The sequence below is a fragment of the Nocardioides dongkuii genome (assembly GCF_014127485.1).
Classification (GTDB): Bacteria; Actinomycetota; Actinomycetes; order Propionibacteriales; family Nocardioidaceae; genus Nocardioides; species Nocardioides dongkuii.
In genome coordinates, this window is the sequence record NZ_CP059903.1 from 294,555 (window position 1) to 308,032 (window position 13,478).

13 protein-coding genes are annotated in these 13,478 nt (G+C 73.1%); 9 read left to right on the forward strand and 4 right to left on the reverse strand.

What is annotated here, in order from left to right:
• Positions 1-12: 12 nt before the first annotated feature.
• On the reverse strand, positions 13-654 hold the full coding sequence (upp, locus tag H4O22_RS01395) for a uracil phosphoribosyltransferase (RefSeq protein ID WP_182525342.1): 642 nt from the start codon (positions 652-654) through the stop codon (positions 13-15).
• Between the two features lie 120 nt (positions 655-774).
• On the opposite strand from upp, the gene H4O22_RS01400 reads away from it, so the two are divergent.
• The 3 genes from H4O22_RS01400 to H4O22_RS01410 all read left to right on the forward strand — a co-directional run bounded on the left by H4O22_RS01400 (position 775) and on the right by H4O22_RS01410 (position 3,320).
• Positions 775-1,260, forward strand: coding sequence for a tRNA adenosine deaminase-associated protein (locus H4O22_RS01400; RefSeq protein WP_182525343.1), 486 nt, complete (start codon positions 775-777; stop codon positions 1,258-1,260).
• A 45-nt stretch (positions 1,261-1,305) separates the two neighbouring features.
• Complete coding sequence (locus tag H4O22_RS01405; RefSeq protein ID WP_182526873.1) at positions 1,306-1,746, forward strand: nucleoside deaminase; 441 nt, start codon at positions 1,306-1,308, stop codon at positions 1,744-1,746.
• Positions 1,747-1,811: 65 nt separating this feature from the next.
• Positions 1,812-3,320: a hypothetical protein gene (locus H4O22_RS01410; RefSeq protein ID WP_182525344.1), complete on the forward strand. Its 1,509-nt coding sequence runs from the start codon at positions 1,812-1,814 to the stop codon at positions 3,318-3,320.
• Between the two features lie 541 nt (positions 3,321-3,861).
• On the opposite strand, the gene H4O22_RS01415 is transcribed toward H4O22_RS01410, so the two are convergent.
• Both H4O22_RS01415 and H4O22_RS01420 read right to left on the reverse strand, forming a co-directional pair.
• Positions 3,862-4,407, reverse strand: a complete 546-nt coding sequence (locus tag H4O22_RS01415) for an RNA 2'-phosphotransferase (protein ID WP_182525345.1) — start codon at positions 4,405-4,407, stop codon at positions 3,862-3,864.
• A gap of 20 nt (positions 4,408-4,427) precedes the next feature.
• Positions 4,428-5,339: an NAD-dependent epimerase/dehydratase family protein gene (locus H4O22_RS01420; RefSeq protein WP_182525346.1), complete on the reverse strand. Its 912-nt coding sequence runs from the start codon at positions 5,337-5,339 to the stop codon at positions 4,428-4,430.
• A 51-nt stretch (positions 5,340-5,390) separates the two neighbouring features.
• Between H4O22_RS01420 and lhgO the strand changes: the two genes are divergently transcribed.
• Entirely contained in the window at positions 5,391-6,584 is a 1,194-nt protein-coding gene (lhgO, locus tag H4O22_RS01425) for an L-2-hydroxyglutarate oxidase (protein ID WP_182525347.1), read from the forward strand.
• Positions 6,585-6,672: 88 nt separating this feature from the next.
• Positions 6,673-7,311: a VC0807 family protein gene (locus H4O22_RS01430; protein WP_182525348.1), complete on the forward strand. Its 639-nt coding sequence runs from the start codon at positions 6,673-6,675 to the stop codon at positions 7,309-7,311.
• A 26-nt stretch (positions 7,312-7,337) separates the two neighbouring features.
• Here the strand turns inward: H4O22_RS01430 and H4O22_RS01435 are convergent, their stop codons facing one another.
• A complete protein-coding gene (locus H4O22_RS01435) occupies positions 7,338-8,360 on the reverse strand; it encodes a LacI family DNA-binding transcriptional regulator (protein ID WP_244963061.1) in 1,023 nt (340 codons plus the stop codon).
• A 171-nt stretch (positions 8,361-8,531) separates the two neighbouring features.
• Between H4O22_RS01435 and H4O22_RS01440 the strand changes: the two genes are divergently transcribed.
• From H4O22_RS01440 to rhaS, 4 genes are all read left to right on the forward strand, one after another.
• On the forward strand, positions 8,532-10,064 hold the full coding sequence (locus H4O22_RS01440) for a sugar ABC transporter ATP-binding protein (RefSeq protein WP_182525349.1): 1,533 nt from the start codon (positions 8,532-8,534) through the stop codon (positions 10,062-10,064).
• Positions 10,061-11,176, forward strand: coding sequence for an ABC transporter permease (locus H4O22_RS01445; RefSeq protein WP_182525350.1), 1,116 nt, complete (start codon positions 10,061-10,063; stop codon positions 11,174-11,176). Before H4O22_RS01440 ends, H4O22_RS01445 begins: the two co-directional genes overlap by 4 nt.
• Entirely contained in the window at positions 11,173-12,267 is a 1,095-nt protein-coding gene (locus tag H4O22_RS01450; RefSeq protein ID WP_182525351.1) for an ABC transporter permease, read from the forward strand. Before H4O22_RS01445 ends, H4O22_RS01450 begins: the two co-directional genes overlap by 4 nt.
• A gap of 102 nt (positions 12,268-12,369) precedes the next feature.
• Positions 12,370-13,344, forward strand: coding sequence for a rhamnose ABC transporter substrate-binding protein (gene rhaS, locus H4O22_RS01455; RefSeq protein WP_227465874.1), 975 nt, complete (start codon positions 12,370-12,372; stop codon positions 13,342-13,344).
• The last annotated feature ends 134 nt before the right edge of the window (positions 13,345-13,478 follow it).

Here is a 13,478-nt window from a genome sequence, read left to right on the forward strand (position 1 = left end):
CGCGGCGGTGCGTCAGCCGGCGATGCCGTACAGCCGGTCGCCGGCGTCGCCGAGCCCGGGCACGATGTAGCCCTTCTCGTCGAGCCGCTCGTCCATCGCCGCCGTGACGACGGTGACCGGGACGCCGAGGCCCTCGAGCTCCTTCTCCAGCCGCGCGCACCCCTCGGGCGCGACCAGCAGGCAGATGGCGGTGATGTGGTCGGCGCCGCGATCGGTGAGGAACCGGATCGCGGCGGCGAGCGTGCCGCCGGTCGCGAGCATCGGGTCGAGCACGTAGCACTGGCGGCCGGACAGGTCGTCGGGCAGCCGCTCGGCGTACGTCGCGGCCTCGAGCGTCTCCTCGTTGCGCACCATCCCGAGGAACCCGACCTCGGCGGTCGGCAGCAGCCGCATCATCCCGTCGAGCATGCCGAGCCCGGCGCGCAGGATGGGGACGACCAGCGGCTTCGGCGTCGTCAGCCGGACCCCGGTCGCGGGGGAGACGGGGGTGTTGATGTCGACGGGGTCGACCCGGACGTCGCGCGTGGCCTCGTAGGCCAGCAGCGTCACCAGCTCGTCGGTGAGGCTGCGGAAGGTGGGCGAGTCGGTCCGCACGTCGCGCAGCGTGGTGAGCTTGTGGGAGACGAGCGGGTGGTCCACGACGTGGGTGCGCATGGGGCGAACCCTAGTCGCTGCGGCGCCGTCCACGGCCGGGAAGGGGGTTGGCCCCACGACGGAGACCTGAGACCCTGGAAGGGCACCCGGCCGGGTGCTCTCGGATCGGGAGGTGGTCAGGTGATCGACCAGTTCGACGCTGTCGACTTCGCTCTCGCCGCCTACCGGGACCAGGGCGAGTGGACCGTCCAGGAGCTCACCCGCCACCACCTCGTCGACGTCGAGACCCTCGGCGACGCGCTGCGCCGGCTGCCCGGCGACCACGGCGCGGTCGGGCTGGTCGCGATGGACGAGGACTTCTTCATCCTGGTCCGGGTCTCCGGGCCCAGCACCCGGGTGCTGCTCTCCGACATCACCGCCGCCGACGAGTGGGACCTCGCCGCCTCGGCCGTCGAGTACCTCGGCCTGCTGCTCCCCGAGGACGACGACGAGCAGGTGCCGGCCGGCGACCTCGAGCTGCTCGCCGACCTCGGCATGCACGCCACGGACCTCGGCGTCCTGCTCGACGACTTCGACCTCTACCCCGACGAGATGCTGTCCGACATCGCCCGGAGGCTCGGCTTCGGCGAGCTGTTCGACGACGCCGTCGGCCTCACCTCCGCCTGAGGGCGGGCGACCGACCCCGTGCTCCACGACCGCTGGCGCGAGCCGATGCTGGCCGCGCTCACCGAGGCCCGGTCCGCGCTCGCGACCGGCGACGTACCGATCGGTGCGGTCGTCGTCGACGACACCGGCGCCGTGCTCGGCGCCGGCCGCAACGTGCGGGAGGCCGAGGCCGACCCGACCGGGCATGCGGAGGTCGTCGCCCTCCGGGCCGCCGCGCGCGCCCGCGGGGAGTGGCGGCTCGCCGGCTGCACGCTGGTGGTGACCCTGGAACCGTGCACGATGTGCGCCGGCGCCGCGGTGCTCGCCCGGGTGGACCGCGTCGTCTTCGGGGCGTACGACGCCAAGGCCGGCGCCGCCGGCAGCCTCTGGGACGTGGTGCGCGACCGACGCCTCAACCACCGCCCGGAGGTCGTCGCCGGGCTGCTCGCGGGGGAGTCGACGGCGCTGCTCGAGGAGTTCTTCATCGCCCATCGGGGTGAGGTGTGACCCGCGGACGGCCGATCCCCGAGATTGGTGCTGACCGGGCTTTTCCTCGGGGGCACAATGGTCGAGTGCGGTCGAGGATCCTAGGACGAGCGACCGGCGCGCTCGCGGCCACGGTGCTGTCGGCCGCCGCTCTCGCTGCTGCGCCCGCGCAGGCGGCCGACGGCAGCGTCGTCGTCCGCGGCACCGGCCTCCCCGAGCCGCTGACCGCCCAGCTCTCGCTCACCGGCTGCGCCACCCTGCACGGCGTGACCCCCGAGAGCCCCCAGCCGTACGTCGGCCTCGGGCCGGGCGCCGCCCCCGCCGGAGCCCGCAGCCTCGGGTTCGACCTCGCGGGCGGCAACGCCGCGGGGCCGCTCTTCATGGTCGGCTCGGTGCGCCGCACGACGACCGCCGAGATCGCCGTGCACGCCGATGCCGGCTCGACGGGCGTCGCGTACGCCGGCTACCAGGAGCCCGCCGACGCCGGGACCCCCCGGGTCTGGCTCGGCCGCGCCGACCTGGTCGCCGCCGGCGGCTGGCAGCGGTACGACGCGACCCGGCTCTCCTACCGCTGGACCAAGCACGACCTCGGCACTGGTGCCGTGCTCCAGGCCGGCCCCTCCGCTCCGATGCGCGTGAAGCCGTTCAGCGCGAGCCGGGGCGGCGACGGCGCCGGCCTCTACTCGCTCGGGTTCGGCTGCGACGGCCGGCCGTTCTCCCTCGACGCCCTGCGGATCGGCGGCGCCGACGGCGTCCGCACCTACGACCTCGAGGGGCTCGCCACGACCACCTCGATCACCGGCGACCGGGCCGTCCCCGCCGACGGGACCGCCCGGCTGACCGGCGCCGTCCGCGACCACACCGGGAGCCGGGTCCCCCGGTCCACCCTGGTGCTCGAGGGCCGCGAGGCCGGCACATCGGCCTGGGAGGTCGTCGAGGTCGTCGACGCCGCTGCCGCCGACCCCGTCGTGAAGGTCAACCCGGCGCGGACCACGACGTACCGCTTCCGGTTCGTCGACCGGCCCCTCGCCGAGGGCAGCACCTCGGCGCAGCACATAGTCACCGTCGGGCGCGCCGGGACGCCCCCTGCGGCGCCGGCGGAGGCCTCGCCGTCCGCTGAGCCGTCGCCGTCCGCGGAGCCGTCCGCCGACCCCTCGCCGTCAGCCAAGCCGTCTCCGTCCGCCAAGCCCTCGCCGTCCGCGGAGCCGACCCCGTCCGCGGAGCCGACCCCGTCCGCGGAGCCGACCCCGTCCGCGGAGCCGTCGCCGACTGCGGACCCGACCCCGTCCGCCAAGCCCTCGCCGTCCGCCACGCCTCCGATGACGCCGGCGATCACGGCCCGGATCGAGACCGCCGGGGAGGCCCCGGTCGTGACCGGCACCGTCAGCCCCGCCGTCCCGGACGCCGTCCTCCTCCTGGGCCGTCCCGGCGCGGCGGACCCTGCGCTCGCGAGCGCCGAGATCGGCCCCGACGGCGCCTTCACGCTCGCCGTCCCGGCCGGGACGTTCGGCGACCTCGTGGTCCGCCTGGACGCCGCCCCCGGCCGGATCGCCGCGATTTCCGACCTGCTGTACGTCGAGCAGCCCGGCTCCTGAGTCGCGCTTTTTCGGGTAGTCCGACATACCTGTGCTGTTTGCGGGCTCGGGAACGACAAGAGTGTGTCGGACTATCCCGCCAGTCCCGGCAGGGATAGTCCGGCACGTTCCGGTCGTGATCGGGCGTCCTCGGCAACCGAAACGTGCCGGACTATCTCTCCGACCTTGCTGTCCGTCGCGCAGCTCGGCTGCTGAGTCGCGCATTTTTGGGGTAGTCCGACACACCTGTGCTGTTTGCGGGCTCGGGAACGACAAGAGTGTGTCGGCTATCCCGCCAGCCCCTGGCAGGGATAGTCCGGCACCTTCCGGTCGTGATCGGGCGTCCTCGGCAACCGAAACGTGCCGGACTATCTCTCCGACCTGCTGTATGTCGAGCAGCCCGGCTGCTGAGTCGCGCTTTTTCGGGTAGTCCGACACACCTGTGCTGTTTGCAGGCTCGGGAACGACAAGAGTGTGTCGGACTATCCCGCCAGCCCCCGCAGGGATAGTCCGGCACGTTCCGGTCGTGATCGGGCGCCCTCGGCAACCGAAACGTGCCGGACTATCCCGGGGTGAGGAACTCCGGCGGCACGCGGTCGGCGAGCCAGACGCCGTTGGCGGTCCGCCAGAACCGGTGGCCGGCGCGGGCCATGCCGGCCGCGTCGACCTCGAGGACGACCGGCTCGCCGCGGCGGGCGCCCACGCGACGGGCCGTGGCGGCGTCGGGGGAGAGGTGCACGTGGTGCCGCTGCTGGCGGCCGAGCCCCTCGGCGAGGATCGCGGCGACGACCCGCTGAGTGGTCCCGTGGAACAGCACCGCGGGCGGCTCGGCCGGGGCGAGCCCGAGCTCTACGGGGACGCTGTGCCCCTGCCGCGCCCGGATCCGGTCGCCGGCGCGGTCCCACTCGAAGCGCTGCTTGTCGTTCGTCCGCACCACCCGGTCGAGGTCCTCGCGGGTGACGCTGCGGCCGTGCTGGCCCAGCGCGGCGAGCAGCGCCGCCACCTCGACCCAGCCCCGCGGGTCGAGCTCCAGCCCCACGGACCCCGGCCGGTGCCGGAGCACCAGCGAGAGGTGCTTCGAGAGCCGTACGTCGTCCCGGTCGGCCACCCTGTCGCTCCCGTCCCCGGTCAGCGCAGACCGGACTCGATCTCGGCCAGCGCCGTGGCGAGGTCGACCTGCGGCGTCCAGCCCCAGGCGCGGGCGCGGTCGGCGAGGAGCTCGCCGGTCCACGCCGGGGCGTCGTCCCAGACCGGCTCCACGCCCAGCGCCCGGGTCACCGTCTCCTGGTAGTCGCGCACGGTCGCGCAGCCGCCCACGACGTTGACGGCGGTGCAGGCGCCGGCGACCGGCCCGGTCGCGGCGTCGGCCGCGGTGGCGATCCGGCCGGAGGCCACGTCCGCCGCGATCGCGGCGAGGTCGTCGACGTGCACCCAGGCGAACGTCTGGTGGGGTACGGCGTGCCGCGCCCGCTCGTCCTCGCGCATCGCCGCGGGCCGCAGCGTGTTCCACACCGAGCTCTCGCCCGCGCCGAGGATCGCGGGCGGCCGGAGCAGCACCCGGGTCGGCCCGTCCACCGCGTCCAGGGCGAGGTCGACGTCCCGCTTCGTGACCGGGTAGTCGCCGGCGTCGTCGGCCACCAGCGGCGAGGACTCGTCCACGTCGCCGACCCCGGGCGAGCGGTCGTAGACGGCCGCGGTCGAGACGTGGACCAGCCGCTCGAGGCCCGCATCGGCGGCGGCGCGCGCGAACCTCAGCGTGTCCTCGACCCCGATCCGCTGCTGGGCGTCCCGGTCGCTGCCCATCGGGTGCACGGTGGTGACGGCGGCGCTCGCCCCCGCGAGCACCTCGGCCGCGAACGCCGGGTCGCCGAAGTCGCCGACCCGCTCCTCGACGCCGGGGAGCGCCGGCGCCGCGCCCGCACGGCGTACGACGGCCCGGACGGTGGCGCCGCGCTCGACCAGCGCGGCGCAGACCCGGGACCCGACCAGGCCGTTGGCCCCGGTCACGACGACGACGGACGAGGTGCTCGACTCACTCATGCCGCCACCTTGGCACGGCGCTCCACACGCCTGAGTGCGAGCATGGCCCGCATGGCGGAACGCACCATCGGCGTGGTCGGCGGCGGGATCGTCGGCCTCGCGGTGGCCCGCGAGCTCACGGAGCGCCACCCGGGCACGCGGGTCGTCGTCCTCGAGAAGGAGGACCGGCTCGGCGCCCACCAGACCGCGAGCAACTCCGGCGTCGTGCACGCGGGCATCTACTACGCGCCGGGCAGCCTCAAGGCCGAGCTGTGCACGCGCGGCCGGCTGCTGCTGCGGGAGTACTGCCGCGAGCGCGGCCTGCCGTACGACGAGTGCGGCAAGCTCGTGGTCGCGATCGACCCCGCGGAGCTCCCCCGGCTCGACGCGCTCGAGGCGAACGCGCGCGCCAACGGCGTCCCGGGGCTGCGCCGGGTGGCGGGCCGTGACCTCACCGACGTCGAGCCGCACGCGGCCGGCCTGGTCGCCCTGCACTCACCGGCGACCGCCATCACCGACTTCCCGACGGTCGCGGCGGCGTTCGGGGCGGACGTCGAGCGCGCGGGCGGCGAGGTGCGGCTCGCCACCACCGTCACCGGCGTACGCCGGGGGGTGGGCGCGGTCGAGGTCGCCACCGACCGCGGGCCCCACCGCTTCGACCGGCTGGTCGTGTGCGCGGGGCTGCACGCCGACCGGGTCTCCCGCCTCGCCGACGGCGTCGACGGGCCGCGGATCGTGCCGTTCCGCGGCGAGTACCTCGCGGTGTCCGCCGCCAAGCGCGACCTGGTGCGCGGGATGGTCTACCCGGTGCCGGACCCGCGCTTCCCGTTCCTCGGCGTGCACTTCACCCGGCGGGTCTCCGGCTACCTGGAGGTCGGCCCGAACGCCGTGCTGGGGCTGCGGCGGGAGGGCTACCGGCGCCGCGACGTCAGCCTCGCCGACGTCCGCAGCATGGTCACCTGGCCCGGGTTCTGGCGGATGGCGCGGCAGCACTGGCGCACCGGGGTGGGCGAGGTCCGCGGCAGCCTGTCCACCCGGGCGTACCTGGCGGCGGCGAGCCGGTACGTGCCCGAGATCGGCCCGGCGGACGTCGTCCGGTCCCGCGCCGGTGTCCGCGCGCAGGCCGTGGACCGGGACGGCTCGATGGTCGACGACTTCCGGATCGAGGGTGCCGACGGGATCACCACGGTCCGCAACGCGCCGTCCCCGGCCGCGACCTCGAGCCTGGCGATCGCCCAGCACGTGGTCGACCGGATGGGGCTCTGAGCCGGTTTCCGCGAAGGTCGGTCCGCGGGACGCCGATGTGGGTACCGTGCAGGTGACCTCGACAGGCCGCACGGGCCGGGCAGGATGCATGAGCTCTCTCTCCGCCCCGCCACGTCCCCGCCTGCTCACCATCGTCCGCCGCACCGCCGCGAGCCTGCTCGTCGCCTGCGTCGTCCCGGCGGTCCTCTTCTGCACCGTGATGCTCACCCTCGGCGTCTGGCCCGCGATCATCGCGGCGCTGGCGTGGTCCTACGGCGCCATCGGCTGGCGTGCGGTGACCGGCCGGCGTGCCTCCGGGCTGCTGATCCTCACCGCGGTCGTGATGACCGGCCGGACCGTGGTCGCGCTGCTCGCGGACAGCACCTACCTGTACTTCCTCCAGCCGATCATCAGCGACGGCGTGGTCGCCGGGGCGTTCCTGCTCTCGCTCGCCACCGCCCGCCCGCTGGTCGCCCGGCTCGCCGGCGACTTCTACCCGATGGACCGCGAGCTGCACCTGCGCCCGCCGATCCGCCGGCTCTTCTGGCGGCTCACCGTGATGTGGGCGGTGCTCTGCCTGGGCAAGGCCGGCATGGCGCTGTGGATGCTGGAGTCGACGATGCCGGTCGAGACGTTCGTGGTCATCCGCGACGCCGCCCTGCTGGCGCTCAACGTGCTCGCCGTCGGCGCCACCATCGCGTACGCCGCGCGGGTCGCCCGCAGCGAGGGCCTGCTCGCGCACGCCTGAGCGGCGACGGACCTCGGCGACGGACCTCAGAGCGTCGAGGCGCGCGCGACCAGCTCGGGCGTGAACAGCACCTGCTGGTGCTCGTGGTCGGGGTTGGACGCCTCGTCGAGGACCAGCCGCGCCGCGGTGCTCCCGAGCTCCTGCCGGGGCTGGCGCACCGAGGAGAGCGGCACCCCGGCCGCGCCGGCGAACTCGATGTCGTCGTACCCGACGATCGCGAGCTCCTCGGGGACGCGCACGCCGGACCCGATCGCGTGCTGCAGGAGCCCCAGGGCGAGCAGGTCGTTGGCGCAGAACGCCGCGGTGGGTCGCCGCCGCTGGGGGAGCCCGGCCAGTCGCTGACCGGCCTCGCGGCCCTCGTTCACGACCAGCGCGCTGGTCGGGACCACCACCAGGTCCTCCTCGGGCAGCCCGCTGGCGGCCCAGGCGGCTCGGGCGCCCTCGAGGCGCTCGCGCACCTGGCCGAGCGTGGTGGGTCCGCCGATGAACGCGACCCGGGTGTGGCCGCGGTCGAGCAGGTGCTCGACGGCGAGCCGGCCGCCGAGGAAGTCGTCCACGGCGACCGAGCAGAACGACTGGTCGTCGCCGATCCGGTCGACGATGACCAGCGGGGTGCCGTGGCGGCGTACCTCGCGGAGCACCTCGGAGTCGGGGTCGACCGGCGTGATCAGGATGCCCTGCACCCGCTGCTGCTGCAGCAGGACCAGGTGCGCCCGCTCGCGGGCGGGCCCGTTCCCGCTGTTGCAGAGCAGGAGGGAGAGGTCGACGTCCGCGGCCGCCGACTCGATCCCCTGGGCGACGTCGGTGAAGAACGGGTTGCCGGCGTCGAGCATGACGTAGGCGAGCGTCCGGCTGGTGCCCGAGCGCAGCTGGCGGGCGGACTCGTTGCGGACGAAACCGAGCTCCGCCATCGCGTCCAGCACGCGGGTGCGGGTCGCGGTGCTGACCCGGGCAGGGCGGTTCAGCACGTTGGAGACGGTGCCGAGCGAGACGCCGGCGGCCGCAGCAACGTCCTTGACCGAGGCCGAACGGCCCTGCTGCACCACCACGCGTGACCCCCTTCGGCCCTGATTGAAACGTTCAGGCAGCCTAGCCCTGCCACGTGTCCGGGGGGCGGCTTAGAGATTTCCTACCAATTTCGGCACACCGTCTTGACGTTGTGACAGCAGTCACCTACCGTCCCCTTAGTTTGTGAAACCTTTCAATGCAGGGAGTCAGGAATGCCGGAGGCGCAGCAGGACGGCCCAGTCCTCGAGCTCGCGGACGTCACCAAGTCCTTCGGGGCGGTCGCCGCGCTCCGGTCGGGCAGCATCGTCGTCCACCCCGGCTCGATCCACGCCCTGATCGGGGAGAACGGCGCCGGCAAGTCGACGCTGGTCAAGATCGTCTCCGGCGTGCACCGCCGCGACGGCGGCACCTTCCGGTTCCAGGGCCGCGACGTCGACTTCGGGTCCACCGCGGAGTCCAAGAGCGCCGGCATCGCGGTGATCTACCAGGAGCCGACGCTCTTCCCGGACCTCTCGGTCACCGAGAACATCTTCATGGGTCGCCAGCCCCTCGGCGCCGGGCGACGCATCGACCGCGCGCGGATGCACGCCGAGGCCGAGGGACTCTTCTCCCGGCTGGGCGTGCAGATCGACCCGCGCCGCCCGGCGCGCGGCCTCTCGATCGCCGACCAGCAGATCATCGAGATCGCCAAGGCCATCTCGCTGGACGCGGCGCTGCTGATCATGGACGAGCCCACGGCAGCGCTCAGCGGCGTCGAGGTGGAGCGGCTCTTCGCGGTCGCCCGCAGCCTGCGCGACGAGGGCCGGGGCCTGGTCTTCATCTCCCACCGCTTCGACGAGGTCTTCGACCTCTGCGACACCGTCACCGTGATGCGCGACGGCTCCTACGTCTCGACGCAGCAGATCGCCGACACGACGGTCGACCGGCTGGTCTCCGAGATGGTCGGCCGCGAGGTCGCCGAGCTGTTCCCGAAGACCCCCGCCCCGATCGGCGAGGTCGTCCTCGACGTCCAGGGCCTGGCCTCGACCGGGGTCTTCCGCGACGTCTCCTTCCAGGTGCGCGCCGGCGAGATCGTCGGCCTCGCGGGCCTGGTCGGCGCCGGCCGCTCCGAGATCGCCCGCGCCGTCTTCGGTGTGGACCGGTACGACGCCGGCCGCGTCGAGCTGCTCGGCAAGCAGGTGCCGCCGCGCAACCCGCGGGCCGCGATCCGGGCCGGCATCGCCTTCGTCCCCGAGGACCGCCGCAAGCAGGGCCTGGTCACCGAGTCCTCCGTCGCCCGCAACGTCGCCGGCGTGATCCGGAGCGGCCTGACGACGATGGGCGTGCTCACCGCCGGCGCCGAGAACCGCGCCGCCGGCCCGTGGGCCGGGCGGCTCGAGGTCAAGACCAACGCCCTCGACATGCACGCCACCACGATGAGCGGCGGCAACCAGCAGAAGGTCGTCATCGCCAAGTGGCTGGCCACCGAGCCGAAGCTGCTGATCATCGACGAGCCCACCCGCGGCATCGACGTCGGCACCAAGGCGGAGGTGCACCGGCTGCTCTCCGAGCTGGCCGGCCAGGGCCTGGCGATCCTGATGATCTCCTCCGAGCTGCCCGAGGTCCTCGGCATGGCCGACCGCGTGCTGGTCGTCTGCGAGGGGCGGATCACCGCCGAGCTGGACCGCGACGAGGCGACAGCGGAGAACGTCATGTTCGCGGCCACGAACACCGTGACCCACACCGGTACGGAGGTCCCGGCATGAGCACCACCCCCTCGGCCACGAGCCTCAGCCGCCCGAGCGACGCGTCGCCGACGGCGCGCGTCCTCCGCGACGTGCTGCGCTCCCGCGAGCTGGCGGTCGCGGTCGTCCTGGTGCTGCTCATCGCGGTCACGACCGCCAAGAGCAGCTCGTTCCTCTTCGGCTCCACCGGCTGGCGCGACCTGCTGCTGACCCCCTCGATGCTCGTCCTGCTCGCCGTCGGGCAGACCGCGGTGATCATCACCCGCAACGTCGACCTGTCGGTCGGCTCGACGATGGGGCTGACGGCGTACCTCACCGGCCGGCTGTTCATCGACCAGCCGGGCCTCCCGATCATCGTCGTGGTCCTCGCCGGCATCGCGATGGGCGCCGCGCTCGGGGTCATCAACGGCGTGCTGGTGGCCTGGGGCCGGGTCCCCGCCCTGGTGATCACCCTGGGCACCATGTACATCTACCGCGGCGCCTTCCTGACCTGGGCCGGCAGCGACCGGATCAACGCGGGCGACATGCCCCGCGCGTTCCGCGACCTCGGCACCGACTCGATCCTCGGCATCCCGGTGCTGACCATCGTCGCGCTCGTGGTGCTCGCCCTGGTCGGCTACTACCTGCGCACCGCCCGCGGCGGCCGCGAGCTGTACGCGATCGGGTCCGACCCGGACGCCGCGGGGCTCTACGGCCTCTCGGTCAACCGCCGGATCATGTTCGCCTTCGTGCTCAGCGGCGCCCTCGCCGGCCTCGCCGGCGTCGTCTCCGCGGCCCGGTTCGGCACCGTGAGCTCGACCGTCGGCTCGGGCATCGAGCTGGAGGCCGTCGGCGCCGCGGTCATCGGCGGCGTGGCGATCTTCGGCGGCAGCGGCACCGTCTGGGGCGCGGCCCTGGGCGCCTTCCTGCTGGTCACGATCAACCGCTCGCTCCCCGTCCTCGGGATCTCCGACTTCTGGCAGCAGGCGGTCGTCGGGCTGCTCATCGTCGGGGCGATCGTCCTGGACCGCGTGCTCGTGAACCGCCAGGAGCGCGCGCTCATCGCCGCCCGCGAGCACGGGCCCGACGCCGGGCCACCGGTCCCCGCCACGTCCGGCAGCGCCGGCAGCGACTCCCAGGAGGTCGTCCGATGAGCACCCTGACGCAGACGCCGGACTCCGGGGCGCGCGAGCAGCGCAGCTACCCGTCGTACTCGCGCCCGTTCTGGCAGCGCGTCGTGCTCAGCCGCGAGTTCGCAGTGATCGCGCTGCTCATCGCCGCGATCGTCTACTCCCGCTCCGAGGTCGACTACTTCGACGGCCCGCAGACGATGTACTACCTGTTCCGCGACTCGGCCTCGATCCTGCTGCTGGCCCTCCCGATGACCGCGATCATCATCACCGGCGAGATCGACCTGTCGGTCGCCAGCACCGTCGGCCTCACCAGCGTCGCCTTCGGCATGCTGCACGCGGACGCCGGTCTCTCCATCGGGCTCGCGGCGCTGGTCGCCGTCCTGATCGGCGCGGTCTGCGGCGCGTTCAACGGCTTCCTGGTGGCGTACGTCGGGCTGCCCTCGATCGCGGTGACCATCGGCACCCTGGCGCTGTACCGCGGCATCGCGGCCGGTCTGCTCGGCACCGAGTCGCGCACCGACTTCCCGGAGAGCTGGACCGACCTCGCCAAGGAGCGGATCGTCGAGGACCAGCCCTACCCGATGATCCTGATCCCGTTCCTGGTGCTGGCGATCGCCTTCGGCCTGCTGCTGCACTTCTCCTCGTTCGGGCGCGGGATCTACGAGATCGGCCTGAACGACGAGGCCGCGCGCTTCACCGGCGTGGACGTGGCCCGCACCAAGGCGGTGCTGTTCGTCCTCGCGGGCGCCGTGGCCGGCTTCGTCGGCATCTACACGACGCTGGTCACCGGCGTGGCCCGGGCCGAGAACTCGGTCGGCCTGGAGCTCCAGGTGATCGCCGCGGTGCTGCTCGGCGGCGTCTCGATCTTCGGTGGCCGCGGCGCCCTCCCCGGCGTGATCGCCGGCGTGCTGCTGATCGGCGTCATCCAGCGGGCGATGCTCCTGAACGGCGAGACGGTCAACATCATCAACATCGTCATCGGAAGCCTCCTGGTGCTCTCCGTGATGTCCACAAGTCTTCTCGCACTGGCCCACCGCGCGGTGGCCGCGAGCAAGGGGGCGCGCTCCTCGGGCCGCACCTCGGACAGCGCCGGCAAGCGGTCGCTGAGCTGAATCCGGCATCTCGCCGGATGGAATCGAAAGGTAAGAACAATGAAGCTCCAGAATCGACGACTCGCGAGCCTCGCGGCTCTCACGCTGGTCGCCAGCTTGGCCATGAGCGCTTGCGGTAGCGACGACGAGGGTGACTCCGAGGGCGGCAACGGCGGCGGCGGCGAGAGCAGCGCCTCCGTCACGTTCATCCCCAAGAACCTCGGCAACCCCTACTTCGACACCAGCAACGCCGGTGGCGAGGAGGCCATCGAGGAGTTCGGTGGCAGCTACGAGGAGGTCGGCCCGGCCGAGGCCTCCCCCGACGGCCAGGTGCAGTACATCAACACCGCGACCCAGCAGGGCCGCAACGCCCTGGTGATCTCCGCCAACGACCCCGACGCGCTGTGCGACGCGATCGAGGAGGCGCGCGGCGCCGACATCAAGGTCGTCACCTACGACGCCGACACCAACCCCGACTGCCGCGACATGTTCATCTCGCAGGCCGACGCCGAGGGCATCGCCCAGGCGCAGGTCGACCTGATCACCGAGCAGATCGGTGACGAGGGCGAGATCGCGTTCCTCTCGGCCGCGGCGAACGCGACCAACCAGAACGAGTGGATCGCCCTCATGGAGGACGAGCTCGAGGCCAACCACCCGAACGTGACCGTGGTCGACACCGTCTACGGCGACGACGACGACCAGACCTCGTTCGACCGCACCGCGGCGCTCCTGCAGTCCCACCCGGACCTCAAGGGCATCGTCTCCCCGACCACGGTCGGCATCGCGGCCGCGGCTCGCTACCTCTCGACCTCGGACGCGAAGGGCAAGGTCATGCTGACCGGCCTGGGCACCCCGAACCAGATGCGTGAGTACGTCAAGGACGGCACCGTCGAGGCGTTCGCGCTGTGGAACCCGGCCGACCTGGGCTACCTGGCGGCGTACACCGCCAAGGCGCTGGTCGACGGCGAGATCGAGGGCGAGGGCGACTCCTTCGAGGCCGGCAAGCTCGGCGACTACACCGTCGGCGCCGACAACACCGTGCTCCTCGGTGACCCGTTCGTCTTCAACGCGGACAACATCGACGAGTTCGACTTCTGATCGAGGACGCGTCAGCGGACTCGATGACGGTGGTCGAGCAAGCCGTGCGACTGAGGAACGAAGTCGCAACCGGCGTGTCGAGACCCGGTGAGCCGAGAGGCCACCTGCACCGCCGAGTCAGCAGCCAGACCGCA